The sequence below is a fragment of the Streptomyces sp. NPDC005435 genome, assembly GCF_040703155.1.
Lineage (GTDB): Bacteria > Actinomycetota > Actinomycetes > Streptomycetales > Streptomycetaceae > Streptomyces.
Genome location: NZ_JBEXEQ010000024.1, coordinates 75,535 through 96,951, shown reverse-complemented (window position 1 = coordinate 96,951; position 21,417 = coordinate 75,535). Strand labels below are relative to the sequence as shown.

Here is a 21,417-nt window from a genome sequence, read left to right as displayed (position 1 = left end):
TCCTTCTACGTCACGCAACGGCGCGCGACAGGAGCCAGAGGACAATGCAGACCAAGCTGGACGAAGCCAAGGCCGAGCTGCTCGATCGGGCGGCCCGGGTAGCTGAGAACAGTCCGGTCGGGGGGCACCTACCGACCGGGACCACGAGCGAGGCCCCCGACAGCGAGTCCGTGCTCGCGTTCCTCCAGCGCTACTACCTGCACACGGCCCCGGAAGACCTCACCGACCGCGACCCGGTCGACGCCTTCGGTGCCGCTGTCTCCCACTACCGGCTCGCCGAGAACCGCCCCCAGGGCACCGCCAGCGTGCGGGTGCACACCCCGACCGTGGAAGAGAACGGGTGGACGTGCAGCCACACCGTGGTGGAGGTCGTCACCGACGACATGCCCTTCCTGGTCGACTCGGTCACCAACGAGCTGACCCGTCAGGGCCGCGGCATCCACGTCGTGATCCACCCGCAGTTCGTCGTGCGCCGGGACGTGACCGGCAAGCTCATCGAGGTGCTGCCCAAGCCGGCCCCCGGCGAAGAGCTCCCGCACGACGCGCACGTCGAGTCCTGGATCCACGTCGAGATCGACCGCGAGACCGACCGCGCCGACCTCAAGCAGATCTCCGCCGACCTGCTCCGCGTCCTCTCCGACGTCCGTGAGGCCGTCGAGGACTGGGAGAAGATGCGCGAGACCGCGGTCCGGATCGCGGACGGCCTGGAGGGCGAGCCCCGCCCCGCCGACCTGCCCGGACCCGAGGCCGAGGAGGCCCGCGAGCTGCTGCGCTGGCTCGCCGCCGACCACTTCACCTTCCTCGGCTACCGCGAGTACCAGCTGCGCGGCGACGACTCGCTGAGCGCCGTGCCCGGCACCGGACTCGGCATCCTGCGCTCCGACCCGCACCACTCCGAGCAGGACGAGCACCCGGTCAGCCCCTCCTTCGAGCGGCTCCCCGCCGACGCCCGCGCCAAGGCCCGCGAGCACCGCCTGCTCGTGCTGACCAAGGCCAACAGCCGCGCCACCGTGCACCGCCCGTCCTACCTGGACTACATCGGCGTCAAGAAGTTCGACGCCCAGGGCAACGTGGTGGGCGAGCGCCGCTTCCTCGGCCTGTTCTCCTCCGCCGCGTACACCGAGTCGGTGCGCCGGGTGCCGGTCATCCGCCGCAAGGTCGAGGAGGTCCTCGAGCGCGCCGGGTTCTCGCCCAACAGCCACGACGGCCGCGACCTGCTCCAGATCCTGGAGACCTACCCGCGCGACGAGCTGTTCCAGACCCCGGCCGACGAGCTGCAGTCCATCGCGACCAGCGTGCTCTACCTCCAGGAGCGCCGCCGGCTGCGCCTGTACCTGCGCCAGGACGAGTACGGCCGCTACTACTCGGCCCTCGTCTACCTCCCGCGCGACCGCTACACCACCGGCGTCCGGCTGCGGATCATCGACATCCTCAAGGAGGAGCTCGGCGGCACCAGCGTCGACTTCACCGCCTGGAACACCGAGTCGATCCTCTCCCGGCTGCACTTCGTCGTCCGCGTCCCGCAGGGCACCGAGCTGACCCAGCTCTCCGACGCCGACAAGGAGCGCATCGAGGCCCGTCTGGTCGAGGCCACCCGATCCTGGGCGGACGGCTTCACCGAGGCGCTGACCGCCGAGTGCGGCGAGGAGCGCGCCGCCGAGCTGCTGCGCCGCTACCAGCACGGCAACGCCTTCCCCGAGGGCTACAAGGCCGACCACACCCCGCGCGCGGCCGTCGCCGACCTCGTCCACCTGGAGCGGCTGAGCCGCGAGGACGGCAACGACTTCGCGCTGAGCCTGTACGAGCCGGTGGGCGCCGCCCCCGGTGAGCGCCGCTTCAAGATCTACCGCACGGGCGACGCGGTCTCCCTCTCCGCCGTGCTGCCGGTCCTCAGCCGGCTCGGCGTGGAGGTCGTCGACGAGCGCCCCTACGAGCTGCGCCGCGCCGACCGCACCACCGCCTGGGTCTACGACTTCGGCCTGCGGATGCCGAAGCCCGCGGGCGGCGGCGACCACCTCGGCGAGGACGGCCGCGAGCGGTTCCAGGAGGCGTTCGCCGCGACCTGGACCGGCCAGGCGGAGAACGACGGCTTCAACTCCCTCGTCCTGAGCGCCGGGCTGACCTGGCGGCAGGCGATGGTGCTGCGCGCCTACGCGAAGTACCTGCGCCAGGCGGGCTCCACCTTCAGCCAGGACTACATGGAGGACACCCTCCGCAACAACGTCCACACCACCCGGCTGCTCGTCTCCCTCTTCGAGGCGCGGATGTCCCCGGACCGGCAGACCGCCGGTCTGGAGATCACCGACGCGCTCCTGGAGGAGCTGGACGCCGCGCTCGACCAGGTCGCGAGCCTGGACGAGGACCGCATCCTGCGCTCCTTCCTGACCGTCATCAAGGCGACCCTGCGCACCAACTTCTTCCAGGAGACCGAGGGCGGCAAGCCGCACGACTACGTCTCCATGAAGTTCGACCCGCGCGCCATCCCGGACCTGCCCGCGCCGCGCCCGGCGTACGAGATCTGGGTGTACTCGCCGCGCGTCGAGGGCGTGCACCTGCGCTTCGGGAAGGTCGCGCGCGGTGGTCTGCGCTGGTCGGACCGGCGCGAGGACTTCCGTACCGAGATCCTGGGCCTGGTCAAGGCGCAGATGGTGAAGAACACCGTCATCGTGCCGGTCGGCGCCAAGGGCGGTTTCGTCGCCAAGCAGCTGCCCGACCCGAGCGTGGACCGGGACGCGTGGCTCGCCGAGGGCATCGCCAGCTACAAGACGTTCATCTCGGCGCTGCTCGACATCACCGACAACATGGTGGCCGGCGAGGTCGTCCCGCCGCAGGACGTGGTCCGTCACGACGGCGAGGACACCTACCTGGTCGTCGCGGCCGACAAGGGCACCGCGACGTTCTCCGACATCGCCAACGGCGTCGCCGGGGAGTACGACTTCTGGCTCGGGGACGCCTTCGCCTCCGGCGGCTCGGCCGGCTACGACCACAAGGGCATGGGCATCACCGCGCGCGGCGCCTGGGAGTCCGTGAAGCGGCACTTCCGCGAGCTGGGCGTGGACACGCAGTCGGAGGACTTCACGGTCGTCGGCATCGGTGACATGTCCGGTGACGTGTTCGGCAACGGCATGCTGCTCTCCGAGCACATCCGTCTGGTCGCCGCCTTCGACCACCGGCACATCTTCATCGACCCGAACCCGGACGCGGCCACCGGATACGCCGAGCGCCGCCGCCTGTTCGAGCTGCCCCGCTCCAGCTGGGCCGACTACGACACCTCGCTGCTGTCGGCGGGCGGCGGGATCTTCCCGCGCAGCGCCAAGGCGATCCCGCTCAACGGCCACATCCGCGAGGCGCTGGGCATCGAGGAGAAGGTCTCCAAGATGACCCCGGCCGACCTGATGAAGGCCATCCTCCAGGCGCCGGTCGACCTGCTGTGGAACGGCGGCATCGGCACGTACGTGAAGTCGTCGGCGGAGTCGAACGCGGACGTCGGCGACAAGGCCAACGACGCCATCCGTGTCGACGGCGCCGACCTGCGCGTCAAGGTCGTCGGCGAGGGCGGCAACCTGGGTCTGACCCAGCTCGGCCGCATCGAGTTCGCGCTCCAGGGCGGCCGGATCAACACCGACGCGATCGACAACAGCGCCGGCGTGGACACCTCCGACCACGAGGTGAACATCAAGATCCTGCTCAACGGCCTGGTCACCGACGGCGACATGACCGTCAAGCAGCGCAACAAGCTGCTCGCGGAGATGACGGACGAGGTCGGCGCCCTGGTCCTGCGCAACAACTACGCGCAGAACACCGCGCTGGCCAACGCCCTCGCGCAGTCCAAGGACATGCTGCACGCGCAGGCCCGCTTCATCCGCCACCTGGTGCGCGAGGGCCACCTCGACCGGGCGCTGGAATTCCTGCCCACCGACCGCCAGATCCGCGAGCGCCTCGCCCAGGGCCAGGGCCTCACCAGCCCCGAGACCGCCGTCCTGCTGGCGTACACCAAGATCACGGTCGCCGAGGAGCTGCTGCGCACCTCGCTGCCCGACGACCCCTACCTGCGCACCCTGCTGCACGCCTACTTCCCGTCGGCGCTGCGCGAGCGGTTCGCGGAGTCCATCGACAGCCACCCGCTGCGCCGCGAGATCACCACGACGGTGCTGGTCAACGACACGGTGAACACGGGCGGCACGACCTATCTGCACCGTCTGCGCGAGGAGACCGGGGCCTCCCTGGAGGAGATCGTCCGCGCCCAGACCGCGGCCCGCGCGATCTTCTCCTCGGCGCCGGTGTGGGACGCGGTGGAGGAGCTGGACAACAGGGTCGACGCGGCCGTCCAGACCCGCATCCGGCTGCACTCGCGCCGGCTGGTCGAGCGCGGCACCCGCTGGCTGCTCAACAACCGGCCGCAGCCGCTCCAGCTCGCCGAGACCGTCGAGTTCTTCGCGGCCCGCGTCGAGCAGGTCTGGCAGCAGCTGCCGAAGCTGCTGCGCGGCGCGGACCTGGAGTGGTACCAGCACGTGTACGACGAGCTGTCCGCGGCCGGTGTCCCGGACGAGATCGCCACGCGCGTGGCCGGGTTCTCCTCCGCCTTCCCGGCGCTGGACATCGTCTCGGTGGCCGACCGCATGGGCAAGGAGCCGCTCGACGTGGCCGAGGTCTACTACGACCTCGCGGACCGGCTGCACATCACGCAGCTCATGGACCGCATCATCGAGCTGCCCCGCGCCGACCGCTGGCAGTCCATGGCCCGCGCCTCCATCCGTGAGGACCTCTACGCGGCCCACGCCGCGCTCACGGCGGACGTGCTCGCGGTGGGCAACGGCACCTCGACGCCCGAGCAGCGCTTCAAGGCCTGGGAGGAGAAGAACGCGCCGATCCTGAGCCGGGCGCGCTCCACCCTGGAGGAGATCCGCGGCTCGGACGCGTTCGACCTCGCGAACCTGTCGGTGGCGATGCGGACGATGCGCACGCTGCTGCGCACGCACTCCTGACGCGAGGACGCACAGCGAGAAGGCATAGGGTGCCCCGGGACCGGAGAAACGGTTCCGGGGCACCCGTTTTCTTGCCTCCGTCTAGGGAAAAACCTGTGGCGAATTTACCGTTTCCTGCTCATCGGTCCCTTTCGGATAGGGTCTGGCCTGTGCCTGTGCCTGTGACCTTGAACCGCACCGAGGCCCGGCCCGATGCGCGCCGCCCCGCCTAGCCCGGCGAGCGCCGGCCGCGCCCTGCCCTGGGCCGCCGCCGCGCTCGTCCTCGTGCTGATGCTCCTGGTGATCGTCCGGCTGCCCTGGGCCGGGGACCTCGGGATGCACGCGGCGACCGTGCAGCGGCTGCGGCACAGCCTGCTCAACCCGGGCAACCCGCTGGTCGACGCCGACACCCCGAGCCCCTACTACTCGCCGTGGATGCTGCTGCTCGGCCTGCTGGCCCGCGTCACCGGCCTCTCGGTCTTCGTGGTGCTGCGGATCGGCGCCCTCACCGCGCTCGCGCTGCTCTTCACCGGCGTCTGGTCCTACGTCCGCACCCTGAGCGCCCACCGCGCCGCCCCCGCGCTCGCGCTCCTGTGCGTGGTCTTCCTGTGGGGCCCGGACCTCTTCAACTGGAGCGGCTTCCTCGGCCTCAACTCCCTGGCCCTGACGGTGTCGTACCCCAGCGTGCTCGCGCTCGGGCTCTCCTTCCACTTCTGGGCGTGGCTCACACGGGCGCTGCGCGCCGGCACCGGGTGGGCCGGCTGGGCGGGGCTCGGCCTCCTGTGGGCGCTGATCCTGCTGTGCCACCAGTTCTCCGGCGTGGTCGCCTCCCTCGGCGCCCTCGCCGTGGTCGTCGCGGCCCGCCCCGCCCGCGCGACCCTGCTCCGCCTCGCCGCGGCCCTGGTGACGGGCGTCCTGCTGCTCGCGCTCTGGCCGTACTACGACTTCTTCGCCCTGTTCTCGGCGGGCGCCGGCCTGGAGGAGATCCACCGCCCCCTCTACGACGACCTCCTCGGCCGCTTCGGCCTGGTCCTGCTCGGGGTGGTGGCCCTGGTGTTCCGGTGGCGCCGGGACCACCGGGACGTCCTGGTCGTCTTCTTCGTCCTCGGCGCGCTGCTCGTCACGGCCGGCGGTCTCACCGGCCACTACTCCTGGGGCCGCGCCCTGCCCGCCGCCCTGATCCCGGCCCAGCTCGCGGCCGCGCTGGAGACCGTCACCGCGTCACGCAGGGGGGTCCGGGTGGCGTGGGCCTGCCTGCTGGGCGTCGCCCTCGCGGTGGGCGCGTGGGCCCAGGCGGGCACGCTCGGCTATGTGATCGACCGCGACGACCTCCCGGCCCCCGTCGCCGCCATGTACCGCACCCCGTGGGTCGGTTACCACTGGATCACCCCCTGGGTCCGCTACGGCGACGTGGTGATGGCCCGCCCCACCCCGTCCCGCCAGATCCCCGCCTACGGCCCCTACACCGTCGCCCCCGGCTACCCCGACTTCTTCCTCCCGGACGAGACGGGCCGCGACGAAGCGGTCACCCGCTACTACGCCCCCACCACCGACTCCGCGAGCCGCCGCGCCATAGCCCGCCGGTACGGAGTCCGCTGGGTACTCGGCTCGACGGACACGGCGGAACCATGGCTGAAAGAGGTGACGAGAGGACCGGGGGACCAGGTCCTCTACAAGGTCGAGCCGTGATACGAGGGTGAGTTGTGAGCTTTTAGGGGCGCGGGGAACTGCGCGACCAGCCACAACGCACCCGCGCCCGACAACTCACCGCAGCACACCAGGCACAAGCCGCGCAGCGCCCCGCACCCGAAAACTCACCGCAGCACACTCGACAAAAGCCGCGCAGCCCCCCGCACCCGGGGATGATCAACCCGCCGCACAACCCGCCGCAAAAGCAACGCCGCCCCGACCGGACGCCACCGCACCTGCAACCGCCCCGCCCCCCGCCCCTCCGGCTCCACGACGACCTCGTGCGGCGCCGTACCCGACCGGTACTCCACCCGGGCCGTCAGCGCGGGGAACGACAGCGGGGCCAGCAGCAGCCCCTCGTTCGCCAGCCCCTGTTGCTGGAGCCGGACCAGCGGATGCCGCGTCCCCGCGAACCCCTGCACCGGCAGCCGGGCCTCGCTCAGATCCACCCGTACCCGGCCCTCGAAGACCCCGGGCCGGACCGGGTCGAGCCGGAACGGCACCGTCATCCGCCGCTTGCCCGGCGTCAGCAGCAGCCCCGCCCGCTGCGGTCCGACGGGGAGCCGCAGTCCGGGGTCGTAGGTGCGCACGGTGAGGGTGAGCGTCGCTCCGGGTCCCGGCGTCAGCTCGGTGATCTCGTGGCGGAAGTACGCGCTGGGGAACGGCCGGGTCTCCAGGTCCAGGTCGGACACGTCCAGCTCGCGCCGCCCCCGCGCGGAGGACGGCACAGCGCCGCCCCAGTAGGTGCCGGTGTCGTCGGTGGTGACCTCCCTCGGCGCCACCGGCTGGCCCAGCCCGCGCGCGGCGGGCCGCAGGTCGTCCAGGCGCCCCTCGCGCAGCAGCTCCAGGACGACCCGCTCGGGCCGGGGGAGCCGGACGAAGGCGCCGTCGGCGAGGGTGTCCAGGTACGGGTTCATGATCTCGGCGAACGCGGACAGCCACTCGGTGTCGCGGTAGGGCAGGTCGCCCGCGTACATCCGGAAGTCGTGCTTGAGGAACTTGTAGTCCTTGTCCTCACGCAGCCCCGCGTGCCCGCTCTCCACCAGGAAGTCGTCGATCAGGCGCTGGACGTGCACCCGGTCGGCCACGTTGGAGATCTTGTGCCGCTGGTTGGAGATGGAGGCGGAGGCGGCGGCCGCGTACGGCTCGATGTACCAGGTGTAGACCGGGTCCGGGATGATCGTGAACGCCTCGGCCAGGCAGTACGCCTGCGCGGAGAAGAGCTGGTCCTCGTAGTGGATGCCCTCGGGGAAGCGCAGGTGGTGCCGGTCGAGGAACGCGCGGGCGTACATCTTGCTGGTCGACAGGTGCTCGAAGAGCAGCCGGGGGTCGGCGGCGATGCCGTCCAGGGTGCGGCGCTCGCTCACCAGATGGGGCATCCAGGCGGAGCGCCGGCCGCTGTCCACGCGGACCCGGGTCACCGCGCCCATGGTGAAGTCGACCTCGCGCTCCCGGTGCGCGGCGAGCAGCAACTCGACCGCGCGGGGCGGGAGTTCGTCGTCGCTGTCGAGGAACATCAGATACGGGGCGCGGGCGATGGCGATGGCCCGGTTGCGCGGGGCGCTGCACCCGCCGCTGTTCTCGGGCAGCCGCAGATAGCGGATGCGGGGGTCCTCGGCCGCGAGCCGGCGGGCCACCTCGGGGGTGTCGTCGGTGGAGTGGTCGTCGCTGATGACGATCTCGATGTTCGCGTGGGTCTGGGCGCGCAGGGAGGCCACCGCGCGGGGCAGCCGGGCCGCGTCGTTGTAGCCGATGACGGTGACCGTGACGTCGGGAGTCGTCATCCCTGGGCCTCCTCGGGGGTCGGTGCGGGGGTGCGTTCCTCCGGCGGGAGGACGGGCGGCAGCGCCTCCTCGGGCTCCCCGAGGAACACCCGGCGTACGACCCGTTCGGCGGCGCGGCCGTCGTCGAACTCGCAGAACCGGCGCCGGAAGGCGGTCCGTGCCTTGGCCGCGTTCTCGTCGCGCCAGGCGCCGGAGGTGAGGATCTCGGTCAGCTCCTCCTGGGTGCGGGCGACGTGTCCGGGCGCCTCGGCCATCAGGTCGAAGTAGACGCCGCGCGTGGTGCGGTAGGTCTCCCAGTCGTCGGCGTAGACGACGACCGGGCGGTCCAGGTTGGCGTAGTCGAACATGATGGAGGAGTAGTCGGTGACCAGCGCGTCCGCCGCGAGGCACAGCTCCTCGACCGGGTCGTAGGAGGAGACGTCGATGATGCGGCCCGAGCGGCGCAGTCCGCTGAGCGGGGAGGCGGCGCCGCCGTAGAAGTAGTGGGCGCGCACCAGCAGGACGGTGTCGTCGCCGAGCCGGTCGGCGAGGGTGGCGAGGTCGAGGCGGGGGGTGAACCCGGCCTCGTAGTCGCGGTGGGTGGGGGCGTAGAGGACGGCGGTGCGGCCGGGCGGGATGCCGAGGCGCTCGCGGGCGGCGCGCACGTCGTCGGCGCCGGCGGTGTAGAAGACGTCGTTGCGCGGATAGCCGTGGTCCAGCGAGGTGTAGCGGGCCGGGTAGGCGCGCTCCCACATGCGGGTGGAGTGGCTGTTGGCGCTGACGCTGTAGTCCCAGCGGTCGATCCGGGCGAGCAGGGCGGCGAAGTCCAGGCCCTGGGCGGCGGCCGGGTGGTCGCGCTGGTCCAGGCCCATGCGCTTGAGCGGGGTGCCGTGGTGGGTCTGGAGGTGGATCGCGTCGGGCCGTTTGACCACCGCGTTGGGGAAGTTGACGTTGTTGACCAGGTACTTGGCGGTGGCCAGCGTCTCCCAGTAGCGGCGGGTGCCGGGGAGCACGTGGTCGGTGCCGGCGGGCAGCAGGGCCGCGTTCTCCTTGCTCACCACCCACACCGGGCGGATGTGCGGGGCGAGTTCGGCGAGCTTGGCGGCGATCGCGGCCGGGTTGCAGGCGACGCCCCGGTCCCAATAGGCCGAGAAGACGGCCAGGTCGGGGTCCACCGGGCGGGCGAGCGCCCTGCGGTAGTAGTGGTCGCGGAGCTTGGCGCCCGCCTGGCGCTTACGGGCGCGTACGGCCTTCTTGGCGGAGCGGCGGGTGCGGTTGGCCGCCTGGAAGGCGCGGTAGCGGGTGTAGGCGCCCTCTTCGAGCAGCGCGTGCCGTACGCCCTCCAGGCCGCCCGGGCGCCGGTGGCCCTCGGGGCGCCAGCGGACGGCGGCCCGGGAGGCGCGGGCGAAGAAGGCGCGCGCGATGGGGTCGGGCATGTCCTCGCGGGCGAAGGTGCGCAGCAGGTCGGTGACCATCAGCTCGTAGAGCACCGCGCGGGCGGCGGGGCGGCCCTCGGTGAGCGGGAGCAGCGACTCGTAGCGGTCGATCAGCGCGAGCCGGGAGGCGGGGGTGCGCGGGGGCAGGCTCTCCGGGCGCAGCTCCCGGTTCTCGTACGCCACCTGGTTGAGGCAGGCGACGCGGTCCGCGCGGAGCAGGGCCGTGTGGGCGGCGTGGGCCTCGTCGTCGTTGGCGAGGGCGTCCTCGTGGGCCCGCCAGAACGCGGTGCTCAGCACGCGGGTGCCGAGCAGGGGGGCTAGGCGCAGCAGGGCCGGGTTCTCGTCCAGGGTGAGGACGGAGCGGCCCGCGGCGGCCAGGACGCGGCCGTCGCGGGAGGGGGCGCCGGTGGTGCGCCAGGTGGTGGTGACGTGGTCGAGGAGGAGGACGTCCGCGTGCTCGTCGCCCCGGTCGAGTTCGGCGGTCCGCTCGGCGACCAGGCGGGGCGTTCCGGCGGGTACGCCGTCCTTGGCGTGCACGAAGTGCAGCCAGCGGCCCCGGGCCCGCGCGGCGCCCGCCGCCCGGGCCGCCGCGTCGGTGGTGCCCTCGGGGAGCGGCACGGTGACCGTCTCGGGCGTGTGGCCCTCGGCGGTCTCCCGGGCCCAGTCACCGACGGCGGCGACGATCACCTCGGCGTCCGGGAGCGGATGGGTCGCCAGCGAGTCGAGCAGCTCCGTCAGATGCCCCTGGGTGTTCGGCCCGTAGACGATCAGGCTGAGGTGAGGCATCGGGGAGGACTCCTTCGGCTCGTCGTCTCAGAGAGGGCACCTTTCATAACATACTGTCATTAGAGCGATGAAAGGGATAATTACGGCCAGGGTCAACGGAGACGAGACGTCTCCACCCCCCTCTTACCCCGGAAGACGGCTTCCCGGTGCCTATGGTTTCGCCGGAGCCGGCTTGGCCGCGGGCTTTTTCGTTTTCTTGTCCCCCTTGTCACCGGTGAAGGCCTCGTACTCCTTGAGTACCTCCTCGGTGGGCCCGTCCATACGAAGCTCGCCGCGTTCCAGCCAGAGCACCCGTTCGCAGGTGTCGCGGATGGACTTGTTGTTGTGGCTGACCAGGAAGACCGTGCCCGCGTGCTTGCGCAGCTCGCGGATGCGGGCCTCGGAGCGCTTCTGGAAGGAGCGGTCGCCGGTGGCCAGCGCCTCGTCGATCAGCAGGACGTCGTGGTCCTTGGCGGCGGCGATGGAGAACCGCAGCCGGGCGGCCATGCCGGAGGAGTACGTCCGCATCGGCAGCGTGATGAAGTCGCCCTTCTCGTTGATCCCGGAGAAGTCGACGATGTCCTGGTAGCGCTCGCGGACCTGCTCGCGGGACATGCCCATCGCCAGGCCGCCGAGGTGCACGTTGCGCTCGCCGGTCAGGTCGTTCATCAGGGCCGCGTTGACGCCGAGCAGGGAGGGCTGGCCGCCGGTGTAGATGTGGCCGCTCTCCACCGGGAGCAGGCCCGCCACCGCCTTGAGCAGGGTGGACTTGCCCGAGCCGTTGGTGCCGATCAGGCCGATGGCCTCGCCCTTGTACGCGACGAAGGACACCTTCTTGACCGCGTGGACGCGGCGCACGCCGGCGGCCTTCTCGGCCTGCTTACGGCGCAGGATGCGGTTGAGGGCGGCGGTCGCCGAGCCACGCCCCGCGCCGGTGCCGTTGACCCGGTAGACGATGTCCACCCGGTCGGCGACGACGGTGGGGATCTGCTCGCTGTGCGCGGTCCGCTCGTGCGCGACGGTCTGTTCAGCCACGGCCGTAGGTCTCCTCAGCCTTCCAGAAGTAGATGAAGCCGCCGATCCCGGCGAGGGCGGCCCAGCCGGCGGCGGCCGCCCACACGTGCGGCGGGAGCTGGTTCGCGTGGAAGCTGTCGATCAGGGCGAACCGCATGAGGTCGATGTAGACGGCGGACGGGTTGGTCTCCAGCGCGACGATGAGCCAGTGCGGCAGGCCCTTGTCCTTGGTGAGCTTGCCGATGCTCCACATCACGCCGGAGACGTACATCCAGGTGCGCAGCAAGAACGGCATCAGCTGGGCGATGTCCGGGGTCTTCGCGCCGAGCCGGGCCACGATCATCGCCATGCCCGCGTTGAACATGGACTGCAGGCACAGCGCGGGGATCGCGAGCAGCCAGGACAGCGACACCGGCACGCCCACGCACAGCAGGATGACGAGCAGCGCGGCCATGGAGAACATCAGCTGCTGCAGCTGCTGGAGGCAGAACGAGATCGGCAGGGCGGCGCGCGGGAAGTGCAGGGCGCGGACCAGGCCGAGGTTGCCGGAGATGGCCCGGGTGCCCGCCATGATCGAGCTCTGCGTGAACGTCCACACGAACACGCCGGTGACCAGGAACGGGATGTAGTCCGGGACGCCGTGCTTGGTGCCGATCAGCACGCCGAAGATGAAGTAGTAGACCGCCGCGTTCAGCAGCGGGTTCATCACCTGCCAGACCTGGCCGAGCTTCGCCTGGCTGTACTGGGCGGTGAGCTTGGCGGTGGCGAACGCGGTGATGAAGTGGCGCCGGGCCCACAAGTGGCGGACGTACGCCGGGAGGGAGGGGCGGGCGCCGCTGACCGTGAGGCCGTGCCGGGCGGCCAGGGCCGCGAGGTCGGTGCCGTCGGCCGGGGACCGGGTCGGGGGCGGTGTGTCGAGAACCTGGCTCACATCCGCTGCTTTCGCTCGGGGGAGGGGGTGCGCTCGCCCGGCCCGTGCCGGGCGTGGTCGTCGCCCGGCGTTTCCCTACGTTTCTCTTCACGTTCTCTTACGTCGGAACGGGACCGTATCGTCGCAACGCGAGAGTAGGGCCAATTCACGTCGCAACGCAACCGTTTCGTCGTCACGCCCTATGCTGGGCGCATGACGACCAACGCCGACGAACCCCCGGCGCGGCCGCGCCGCCGGGCTCCGGCCGGGGCCGCGGTGCTCCGGGAGGACGTGACCGAGGCCATCCGCGCGGCCGTCTTCGAGGAACTGGCGTCCGTCGGGTACGCGCGCATGTCCATCGAGGGCATCGCCCGCCGGGCCGGGGTCGGCAAGACGGCCGTCTACCGCCGCTGGCGCTCCAAGCTGCACCTCGTGCTCGACGTGGTCTCCGCGATGGCCGTCCTGGGGCTCCCGGCTCCCGACACCGGCTCCCTGGAGGGCGACCTCCGGCTCCTGTACGAGGTCACCTCGCGCGCGCTGCGCCACCCCGTGGTCTCGCAGATCATCCCCGACCTCCAGGCCGAGGCGGCCCGCAACCCCGAGATGGCCGACGCCTTCCAGAAGGCCCTGCGGGACGGCCAGGAGAGCGTCGCCAGCAAGATCCTCGCGGCGGCGGAGGAGCGCGGCGAGGTCGCCCCGGGCATCGACCCCGACCTGGCCCTGGACCTGATCTCCGGCCCCCTGTACTGGCGTGCGGTGGTCATCCGCACCCCGAAACCGCCGAAGGGGTACCTGGGGAACCTGGCCCGGGCCACGGCCGGAGCGCTCAAGGCACTCTGAGGGCGCGACTGTAGGGCGTCGAGCCGACCTGGGGCATGTGTGCCACGCGGGCGGGGTTCGTTCCGGCCCAGCCCCCCGCCCCTGCCCAGGCCCCCGTCCCTCAGCGCAATATCCGGCGCAGCCTCCCCCGCGCCACCCGTGCCGCGCCCCCCGGGCCCACGGCCACGCGGAGTGCCAGTGCGCCGGAATGGGTGGGGTAGGGGTGGGCCAGGAGGAGGAGGTGGCGGAGGTTGGGGAGGGCGTGGCGGCGGAGGTGGGGGGAGTCGTGGCGGGCGTGGGCGGTGGCCTCGCGGGTGGTGCCGTCCTTGAAGCGCAGGATGAGCCAGAGGTCCCAGACGCCCGCGCCCAGGGCCGTGAGGTCCACCGGGGTCTCGGCGGTCCACAGACCGGACGCCGTGGGGGCGAGCGGGATCGTGACGCGCCGCGCGGTGCGGCCCGTCGCGCGGAAGCGCCACTCCGCGGTCACCGCCAGCGGCTCCGCCCCGGCGACCCTGCCGTACAGCTCGTGCAGGCGCAGCCGCAGCCGGGACGTGCGGGCGCGGACCATGAGTTCGGCGTCCACCGTGAGGGGGAGCGCGTGCACCGGGCGGGTCAGCAGCGGGCTCAGGTCCACCTGCGGCAGCGCGTCCGACCAGACGGGCGTGCCGTCGGCGGCGCGGGCGTACGGCGGCAGGAGGCGGGCCGGACGCGCGGCCAGCTCCCGCAGCCGGGGCAGGTCGGCCGGCTCCGGGCACGCCATGATCACGCGCCCGATCAGCCGGCTCGGCGACGCGGTGTCCGGCTCCCAGTCGGCGGCGCCGTAGTGCCCGAGGTACTCCCGGGTGTGCTCCCACCAGGCACGCCGGTACTCCGCGCTCCGCAGGCCCAGCTCACGGACGTACATGCGCAGTTCGTGGTCGAGGAACTTCACCCGGGCGGCCTGCGCCAGCACCTTCTGGCCCGCGCCCAGCAGGATGTCGTGCGCCTGGGCGCAGGCCCGGGTGCGGGAGCGCCAGTTGCCGATGCCGTCCCGGTCCAGGGAGAGCGAGAGTCGGCCGGCGGAACGGCGCACGTTCCACGTGTAGACCCGGTCCGGGACGAGCGCGACGCGCGGCGCGGCGGCCAGGACCCGCGCGGTGAAGACGAAGTCCTCGTAGAGGAACGGGCCTTCGGGGAAGCGGATGCCGTGCTCGCGCAGGAACGAGGTCAGATACAGCTTGTTGACGCACAGCGTGTCCTCGACCAGCCGGGGCCGGTCGGCGGGGCGGGCGAGCACGGCGGGTGCCGCGTAGAGCGCCGGCTGCCACGGCTGTTCGCGCCCCGAGGGCAGCTCGCGGCGCACGCACAGCCCCGACGCCACCTCGGCGCCCGCCTCGGTGGCCGCCCGCAGCAGCGCGTCCACCGCGCCGGCCGGCAGCACGTCGTCGCTGTCCAGGAACATCACGTACGGCAGTGTCACCGCGTCGATCCCGGTGTTGCGCGGGGTGCCGCAGCCGCCGCTGTTCTCGCTCCGGCGGATGACGCGCAGCCGGGGGTCGTGCCCGGCCAGCCGCTCCAGCAGGCCGGCGCTGCCGTCCGTGGAGCAGTCGTCCACGGCGATCACCTCGCCGACGGCGGGCCCCTGACGGAGCGCCGAACGCACGGCGTCGGCCACATGGGCGGCGTCGTCGTACCCGATGACGACGACGGCGACCCGGGGCGCGGGATGCGGGTCCTGCGGTGCTGGATGCATGAGGTCCATGAGCCGGGAGTATGGGAATTTTCAGTAATACCGTATTAAGAGATGCTCAGCAGTCGTCCCGGAAGACGGCCGGAACCGGCTCGCGGTTCCGCAGTTGCCGAAGCATGGCCGAAGCCGTCCCGGCGGCGGACGTCGGCACGGCCGGACCCGGCGCCGGACCCGTCGAGTGCCACAGCCGGACGAAGGACCACACCGCCGCCACCGCCAGCAGTACGACGCGGGCCAGCGCCAGCAGACCGCCCGCCCAGCCGCCGCCGGTCACCTCGCCGTAGAAGACCGGGAAGACCAGGCTGCTCAGCGCGGTCGCCGCGAGGACCAGCACCGCCACCGGGCGCTGGGAGGTGTGCCGGGAGGTCAGACAGACGGCGGCGAGACCGAGCAGCCAGACCAGATACTGCGGGCTGATCACCCGGCTGGTCACGGTGAACAGCAGCACGGCCGCGAGCGCGGTGTCGTACGGCGTCGCCGGGTTCCAGCGCCGAGCCTTGCACCGCCACAGCACCAGCAGGGCGAACGCGGCCGCCGTGAGCGCCAGCGACACACCGGCGACGGTCCGCACCCCGGGGCCGACCAGCTCCGTCGCGCCGTACTGGTAGCGGACCCGGCCCGGCCAGCCCGCGTGCCGGGCCAGGTTCAGCAGGGTGCCGCCGAGCGACTCGATCTGCACACCCCGGCCGCTCTGCTCGCCCAGGAAGGAGAGCGGGTCGCTGAAGAGGACCGCGAGCAGGGCGAGGGCCGCGCATCCTGCGCCCACCGACCACGCCCACGCCGTCCGGGTCGCCCGCCCCCTCGGTGTGCCGAGCAGCGCGAGCGCGGGCCACACCTTCACCAGCGCGCCCAGCGCCCCGAACACCCCGCCCAGGCGCGGGGAACGGCCCAGCGTCAGCAGACAGAGCACGGCGAGCGCGGTGACCTGGACGTCGTAGCGGGCCAGCGGGATGTGCAGCAGCAGCGGCACCCCGCCGGTCCACAGGGCCGCGCCCATGAGGCTGCGCCCCGGCCGCCGGCCCACCGCCGTCAGCAGCGCCGTGATCAGCGCGTCCGTGACCAGAGTCAGCGTCACGAACGCCTGGAGGTAGTCCAGTCCGGGCAGCGCGCCCGGGGCCAGCAGTACCGGACCGGCGCCCGGCGGGTACTGCCACATCGTGTCCTGGGTGGGGAACGCGCCGTTGGACAGCACGCCGTACCAGTGGAAGTACAGCCGCGACACCTCCCGCGTCACCGAGCCCCCGCCCAGCAGGGGCGCGGCGGAGTGGGCCAGCAGCCACAGCATCAGGGCGCGGGTGGCGAGCCAGGCCGCGGCGAGGGCGAGGAACGGTCCGGGGGTGACACCAAGGCGCTTCATCGAGGGGGGAGCGTAATCCGCGCGGATGGTGTATCCATGCCGATACGCCGTCAATGGTCATAAAAGGTTGTCTCATCGCAAAAGATCGGGCCGTGGTGAACGTCGGGCCTCTTGTGGAACCGCAGCCGTCCGGGGCGGCTGGAGAAGCGGCCGCCGTACCCGTACGGGCGGCGGCGCCGGACGGGACGGCCGGCCGGGCGCCGGGGCGCCGTGCGCGGACCGCCGCCGCGCTCGTGCCCGCGGCCGTGATGCTCGCGCTCGGGCTGTGGGGCGTGGACCGGGGCGGGATGTGGCGGGACGAGGCCGTCACCCTCCAGGTCGCGCGGCGCGGGGTGCCCGGCATCTGGCGGCTGCTGCACAGCGTGGACGCCGTGCACGGCCTCTACTACCTGCTCATGCACGCCGTCCTCGCCGTCCGCCCCGACGAGGTCCTCCTCCGGCTGCCCTCGGTGTGCGCGGCGACGGCGACCGCCGCCCTGGTCGGCGCGCTCGGCGCCCGGCTCGCGGGCCCGCGCGTCGGCCTGTGGGCCGGACTGCTGTACGCGATCACCCCGATGGCCGGGCACTACGCCCAGGAGGGCCGCTCCTACGCCCTCGTCGCCGCCGGGGCCACCGGCGCCACCCTGCTCCTCACCCGGGCGGTGCGCACCGGCTCCTGGCGTGCCTACGGCCTGCTGCTCGGACTCACCTGCTGGCTGCACGAGTTCGCGGTCCTGCTGCTGCTCGCCCACGCGGTGTCGCTGGCGCTGGCCGGTGCCGAGAGACGGGTGTGGCGGGGCTGGGGGCGCGCGGCGGGCGCGGTCGTCCTCGCCCTGCTGCCGATGGCCCTGGTCTCGCACGCCCAGTCGGCCCAGCTGGCCTGGCTCGGCCCGCCGACCTGGCACACGGCCCGGGGCCTGCTGCGCGCCTTCCTCGGCGAGAGCGACCCGCTGTACTGGACCTGCCTCCCGCTCGCCCTGCTCGGCCTGGCCGGTCTGGCCGCCCCGCGCGGGCGGCTGACCCTCGCGCGCCTGTGTCTGCCCCTGACCGTGGTGCCGCCCGCCGCCCTGATGCTGGCCTCCCAGCTGTCCCCGCTGTACGTCGACCGGTATGTGCTGTACGCCCTGTCGGGGGCGCCGTTGCTGGTGGCGGCGGGGGCGGACATGGTGGTGCGGCTGGTCCGGCTGCCCGTGGGGGGCGCGCGGCGGCTTCCGCCCGTGGCCGCCCTGTGCGGCGTCGCCCTGCTCGGACTCGGTTTCGTCTGCCAGCTCCCGCTGCTGCGCGCCGACCGCGACCCGGCGAACCGGCCGGACGACCTCGCCGCGGTCGCCCGGGTCGCACAGCGCGAGATGCGGCCCGGGCAGCCGGTGCTGTTCCTGCCCGCGCAGGCGCGGAACACCGCCCTCGCCTACCCGGACGCCTTCCGGGGCGTCCGGGACGTGGCGCTGCTGTCACCGGTCACCGGCTCCGGGACGCTGTACGGCCAGGAGGCGGGTCCGGCGCTGCTGCGGGCCCGGCTGGCGGGGCTCGACCGGGTGTGGGTGGTGGCCGACCGGGATCTCGTGGAGGGGCGGTGGAGCCCGACGGGCGCCGGCGAGAAGGCCAAGATGGCTTTGCTGGCCGAGGAGTTCACGCCCGTGGAGGAGTCCCTGAGCCCCGACGCGAGCGTGCGGCTGTACGTGCGGAGGGCCGGCGTCAGCGGGGCTCCGGGGGCGCCTCCAGGTCCCGTACCGCCGCGTCCAGCGCGGAGGTGAGCTGATCGAGGCGGGCGCGCAGCTCGCCGATCTCCGCCGGGTCGGCGCCGGTCGCGGCCGCGATGCGGCGGGGCACCTCAAGGGCCCGTCCGCGCAGCGCCGCGCCCTCGTCGGTCAGCCGCACCCGCACCGAGCGCTCGTCCAGCGCGCTGCGCTCCCGGCGGACCAGACCGGCCGTCTCCAGCCGCTTGACCAGCGGGGACAGCGTGCCCGAGTCGAGCCGCAGATGCTCCCCGAGCGCCTTGACCGGCAGGTCCCCGTGCTCCCACAGCACGAGCATCACCAGGTACTGCGGGTAGGTGAGCCCGAGGTCCTTCAGCAGGACCCGGTAGACGCCGTTGAACGCGCGGGTGGCGGCGTGCAGGGAGAAGCAGATCTGCCGGTCGAGCCGGAGCCAGTCGGCCTCGGCGGCGGACAGCGCGCTGTCGGTGGCCGGAGCGGTGCCCGCGGGCGGGGTGGGCGAGGCGGTCATGGGACCAGGATAGCCAAGCAGACGTCATTTGGTTGCGCACAATTTAATTGCGTGCTCTACTCGGAGTCGTGAGAGCGGCGGAACCCCGCCGCACCCGACTTCTGAGAGGGATGGTCCCCATGGACGCGATCTACACCGCCGTCGCCACCGCCACCCACGGCCGCGAGGGCCGCGCCGTCTCCTCCGACGGCCGCATCGACCTGGCCCTGGCCATGCCGGCGGAGCTGGGCGGCGACGGCCAGGGCACCAACCCCGAACAGCTCTTCGCCGCCGGGTACGCGGCCTGCTTCGGCAGCGCCCTCGGCCTGGTCGGCAAGCAGGCCAAGGTGGACGTCAGCGACGCCGCCGTCACCGCCGAGGTCGGCATCGGCAAGCAGGGCGAGGGCTTCGGCCTGAAGGTGACGCTGCGCGTCGAGCTGCCCGACACCGTGGACCAGGAGACCGGCCGCAAGCTGGTCGAGACCGCCCACCAGGTCTGCCCGTACTCCAACGCCACCCGCGGCAACATCGAGGTCGACCTCGTCGTCGAATAGGCACCGGCCTCAGGGGGACGGCGTGAGCACTCCGTCGCCCATCGCCGGACGGGGGACCCGCGCCGCCGGGGCCTCGGGCATCGGCTCGCCGAGCAGCAGCGTGCGCACCACGCGCTCGGCGGCCCTGCCGTCCTCGTACGCGCAGAACCGCGCCCGGAAGGCGGCCCGCAGCGCCGCCGCGTCCGCGTCCCGCCACGAGCCGGACGCGAACAGCCGGATCACGTCGCGTTCCGTGTACGCCACATGCCCCGGCGGCTCCGCCGTCACGTCGAAGTAGGTGCCCCGGCTCGCCGCGAAGGTGGCGTGGTCGTCCGCGAGCAGCACGACCGGGCGGTCCAGGTTGGCGTAGTCGAACATGATCGACGAGTAGTCCGTCACCAGCGCGTCCGCCGCGAGCAGCACCTCCGCCGTGTCCGGCTCGTCGGTGGCGTCCACCACGACCCCGCGCCGGGCCAGCTCCGTGAGCCCCGCCCCGCGCGCCGGACCGGCCGCGAGCGTCGGATGCAGCCGGACCACGAGGGTGTGCCCCGCGCCCAGACCGGCCGCGAACCGGGCCAGGTCGAGCCGGTCCACATGACCGCTGCGCTGGTGGTCGCGCCGGGTCGGGGCGTACAGCACCACCGTGTGGTCCTCGGGGATGCCGTGCCGCAGCCGGAAGTCCGCGCCGCGCAGCGCGCCCGAGCGCACCAGCACGTCGTTGCGCGGGCTGCCCGTGCGCGCGGAGGTGAAGTGGCAGGGGTAGGCCCGCTCCCACACCAGCTCCGCGTACCGGCTCGCGACCAGGCTGTGGTCCCAGCGGTCGGCCCGGCGCAGCATCCTCGGCACGTCGAAGCCGAGCCGCGCCCCCGGCCGGTCCAGCAGATCGGCGCCCAGGAGCTTCAGCGGGGTGCACTGGTGGGTGTGGATGTGCACGGCGCCGGGGCGCTTGGCCAGATCGCCGGGCCAGTTGACGTCGTTGACGAAGAACTTGGCGCGCGCGGTCACCTCGCCGTAGCGCCGCGAGCCGACTACCGCGTACTCGGTGCCCTCCGGCAGCCCCGCCGCCGTCTCCTCGTCCCGGACCACCCACACCCCGCGCAGCCGGGGCGCGATCAGCCCGGCCGCGCGGTACACCGCCGCCGGGTCGCCCAGCATCCCCCGGTGCGAGGACGCCGAGTAGAGGACCAGGTCCTCGTCGAGCGGGCGCAGCGCGTGCAGAGCCGTCCAGCCGCGCCGGGCCCGCGCGGCCGCCGCCCCGCGCAGCCGGCCCGCGCGCCGCCGGGCCTCCCGGGCCGCCCGTGCCGTCTGCCGGCGCAGCCGGTACGCCGCGTAGCTCCCGGTCAGCAGCGCGCTCTCGCCCGTCACCTCGGCGCCCTCGGGCCGGTGGGTACGGAACAGTTCGGCCGTGCGCCGGAAGAACTCCGCCTTGTCGGCGGGCGGCAGCCGGTCCGGCTTGGACAGGATGTCCAGGCAGTGTTCGCCCATCTTGCGGTGCAGATACGGCCGCCACACCCACAGCTCCGGGTGCGCCTCCACGAACGCGAAGACCCGCTCGTACTGGTCGTGGACGTCGAAGTGCTTACGGCTCGTGGTGGACAGGATGTTGCCCTGCCGCCGCTGCCGGTAGTGCACGCAGATCCGGTCCAGGGCCGCGATCCGCCCGGCGCTCAGCAGCACCGGGAAGGTCCAGGGGGTGTCCTCGTAGTAGCCGGGCGGGAACGCGAAGCCGTGCTCGGTGACGAAGTCGCGCCGGTAGACCTTGTTCCACACCACCATCAGCAGGTCGAGGATCTCCGGCCGCTGGGCCGCCGTGAAGGTGCCGGGGCCGGACTCCGTGAGGACGTGGGCGAGGACGTTGCGCCGGGTGCCGCCCCACCAGTAGGTGCGCGCGTAGTCGAAGACCAGCACGTCCGGGTCCGCGGTCTCGTCCAGGCGGTCGGCGACGGCCTTGAGCGCGCCCGGGGTCAGCGTGTCGTCGCTGTCCAGGAAGAGGAGGTAGTCGCCGGTGGCGTGCGGCATCCCGGCGTTGCGGGCGCGGCCCAGGCCCACGTTCTCCGGCAGGTGCAGCACGGTGACGCGGGAGTCGCGCTCGGCGTACTCGTCCAGGATCGCGCCGCAGCCGTCGGGGGAGCGGTCGTCGACGGCGATGACCTCCAGGTCGGCGTACGACTGGCCGAGCACCGAGTCCAGACACTCGCGCAGGAAGCCCTGCACCTTGAAGCAGGGCACGATCACACTGAAGCGGGGCACGGCG

General features: G+C 72.8%; 13 protein-coding genes. 5 read left to right on the top strand and 8 right to left on the bottom strand.

Translation table 11 applies throughout. From position 1 onward, the window contains the following. The first annotated feature begins 44 nt into the window (after positions 1-44). Complete coding sequence (locus AB0898_RS26930) at positions 45-4,985, top strand: NAD-glutamate dehydrogenase (protein WP_366805577.1); 4,941 nt, start codon at positions 45-47, stop codon at positions 4,983-4,985. Positions 4,986-5,177: 192 nt separating this feature from the next. Continuing rightward, positions 5,178-6,653 carry a hypothetical protein gene (locus AB0898_RS26925; RefSeq protein WP_366805576.1) on the top strand — a complete coding sequence of 492 codons (1,476 nt, stop codon included), beginning with the start codon at positions 5,178-5,180 and terminating at the stop codon, positions 6,651-6,653. Positions 6,654-6,778: 125 nt separating this feature from the next. Here AB0898_RS26925 and AB0898_RS26920 read toward each other — a convergent pair whose 3' ends face one another. The 4 genes from AB0898_RS26920 to AB0898_RS26905 all read right to left on the bottom strand — a co-directional run bounded on the left by AB0898_RS26920 (position 6,779) and on the right by AB0898_RS26905 (position 12,562). Beyond that, positions 6,779-8,437, bottom strand: coding sequence for a glycosyltransferase family 2 protein (locus AB0898_RS26920; protein WP_366805575.1), 1,659 nt, complete (start codon positions 8,435-8,437; stop codon positions 6,779-6,781). Beyond that, on the bottom strand, positions 8,434-10,638 hold the full coding sequence (locus tag AB0898_RS26915; RefSeq protein WP_366805574.1) for a CDP-glycerol glycerophosphotransferase family protein: 2,205 nt from the start codon (positions 10,636-10,638) through the stop codon (positions 8,434-8,436). Before AB0898_RS26915 ends, AB0898_RS26920 begins: the two co-directional genes overlap by 4 nt. A 150-nt stretch (positions 10,639-10,788) precedes the next feature. Then, positions 10,789-11,652: an ABC transporter ATP-binding protein gene (locus AB0898_RS26910; protein WP_366805573.1), complete on the bottom strand. Its 864-nt coding sequence runs from the start codon at positions 11,650-11,652 to the stop codon at positions 10,789-10,791. Continuing rightward, positions 11,645-12,562, bottom strand: a complete 918-nt coding sequence (locus AB0898_RS26905; RefSeq protein ID WP_366805572.1) for an ABC transporter permease — start codon at positions 12,560-12,562, stop codon at positions 11,645-11,647. The genes AB0898_RS26910 and AB0898_RS26905 overlap by 8 nt, the downstream gene beginning before the upstream one ends. Positions 12,563-12,754: 192 nt before the next feature. On the opposite strand from AB0898_RS26905, the gene AB0898_RS26900 reads away from it, so the two are divergent. Further along, positions 12,755-13,381: a TetR/AcrR family transcriptional regulator gene (locus tag AB0898_RS26900; RefSeq protein WP_366805571.1), complete on the top strand. Its 627-nt coding sequence runs from the start codon at positions 12,755-12,757 to the stop codon at positions 13,379-13,381. Positions 13,382-13,481: 100 nt separating this feature from the next. Here the strand turns inward: AB0898_RS26900 and AB0898_RS26895 are convergent, their stop codons facing one another. Beyond that, positions 13,482-15,101, bottom strand: coding sequence for a glycosyltransferase (locus AB0898_RS26895; protein ID WP_366805569.1), 1,620 nt, complete (start codon positions 15,099-15,101; stop codon positions 13,482-13,484). A 46-nt stretch (positions 15,102-15,147) separates the two neighbouring features. After that, positions 15,148-16,446 carry a glycosyltransferase family 87 protein gene (locus tag AB0898_RS26890; RefSeq protein ID WP_366805568.1) on the bottom strand — a complete coding sequence of 433 codons (1,299 nt, stop codon included), beginning with the start codon at positions 16,444-16,446 and terminating at the stop codon, positions 15,148-15,150. 92 nt (positions 16,447-16,538) lie between these two features. Here AB0898_RS26890 and AB0898_RS26885 point away from each other — a divergent pair, with 92 nt between their 5' ends. Beyond that, positions 16,539-18,179 carry a glycosyltransferase family 39 protein gene (locus AB0898_RS26885; RefSeq protein WP_366805567.1) on the top strand — a complete coding sequence of 547 codons (1,641 nt, stop codon included), beginning with the start codon at positions 16,539-16,541 and terminating at the stop codon, positions 18,177-18,179. Here the strand turns inward: AB0898_RS26885 and AB0898_RS26880 are convergent. Next, positions 18,121-18,651 carry a MarR family transcriptional regulator gene (locus AB0898_RS26880; protein ID WP_366805566.1) on the bottom strand — a complete coding sequence of 177 codons (531 nt, stop codon included), beginning with the start codon at positions 18,649-18,651 and terminating at the stop codon, positions 18,121-18,123. The two genes, AB0898_RS26885 and AB0898_RS26880, sit on opposite strands and share 59 nt — an antisense overlap. Before the next feature lie 119 nt (positions 18,652-18,770). On the opposite strand from AB0898_RS26880, the gene AB0898_RS26875 reads away from it, so the two are divergent. Continuing rightward, complete coding sequence (locus AB0898_RS26875; protein ID WP_366805565.1) at positions 18,771-19,184, top strand: organic hydroperoxide resistance protein; 414 nt, start codon at positions 18,771-18,773, stop codon at positions 19,182-19,184. 9 nt (positions 19,185-19,193) lie between these two features. Here AB0898_RS26875 and AB0898_RS26870 read toward each other — a convergent pair whose 3' ends face one another. Continuing rightward, positions 19,194-21,413, bottom strand: coding sequence for a bifunctional glycosyltransferase family 2 protein/CDP-glycerol:glycerophosphate glycerophosphotransferase (locus AB0898_RS26870; protein WP_366805564.1), 2,220 nt, complete (start codon positions 21,411-21,413; stop codon positions 19,194-19,196). Between the last annotated feature and the right edge of the window lie 4 nt (positions 21,414-21,417).

Bases quoted from the DNA above. Each gene is read 5' to 3' on its own strand.
- AB0898_RS26930 (WP_366805577.1), top strand. From the start codon at position 45: ATGCAGACCAAGCTGGACGAAGCCAAGGCCGAGCTGCTCGATCGGGCG.
- AB0898_RS26925 (WP_366805576.1), top strand. From the start codon at position 5,178: ATGCGCGCCGCCCCGCCTAGCCCGGCGAGCGCCGGCCGCGCCCTGCCC.
- AB0898_RS26920 (WP_366805575.1), bottom strand. From the start codon at position 8,437: ATGACGACTCCCGACGTCACGGTCACCGTCATCGGCTACAACGACGCG.
- AB0898_RS26915 (WP_366805574.1), bottom strand. From the start codon at position 10,638: ATGCCTCACCTCAGCCTGATCGTCTACGGGCCGAACACCCAGGGGCAT.
- AB0898_RS26900 (WP_366805571.1), top strand. From the start codon at position 12,755: ATGACGACCAACGCCGACGAACCCCCGGCGCGGCCGCGCCGCCGGGCT.
- AB0898_RS26895 (WP_366805569.1), bottom strand. From the start codon at position 15,101: ATGGACCTCATGCATCCAGCACCGCAGGACCCGCATCCCGCGCCCCGG.
- AB0898_RS26890 (WP_366805568.1), bottom strand. From the start codon at position 16,446: ATGAAGCGCCTTGGTGTCACCCCCGGACCGTTCCTCGCCCTCGCCGCG.
- AB0898_RS26880 (WP_366805566.1), bottom strand. From the start codon at position 18,651: ATGACCGCCTCGCCCACCCCGCCCGCGGGCACCGCTCCGGCCACCGAC.
- AB0898_RS26875 (WP_366805565.1), top strand. From the start codon at position 18,771: ATGGACGCGATCTACACCGCCGTCGCCACCGCCACCCACGGCCGCGAG.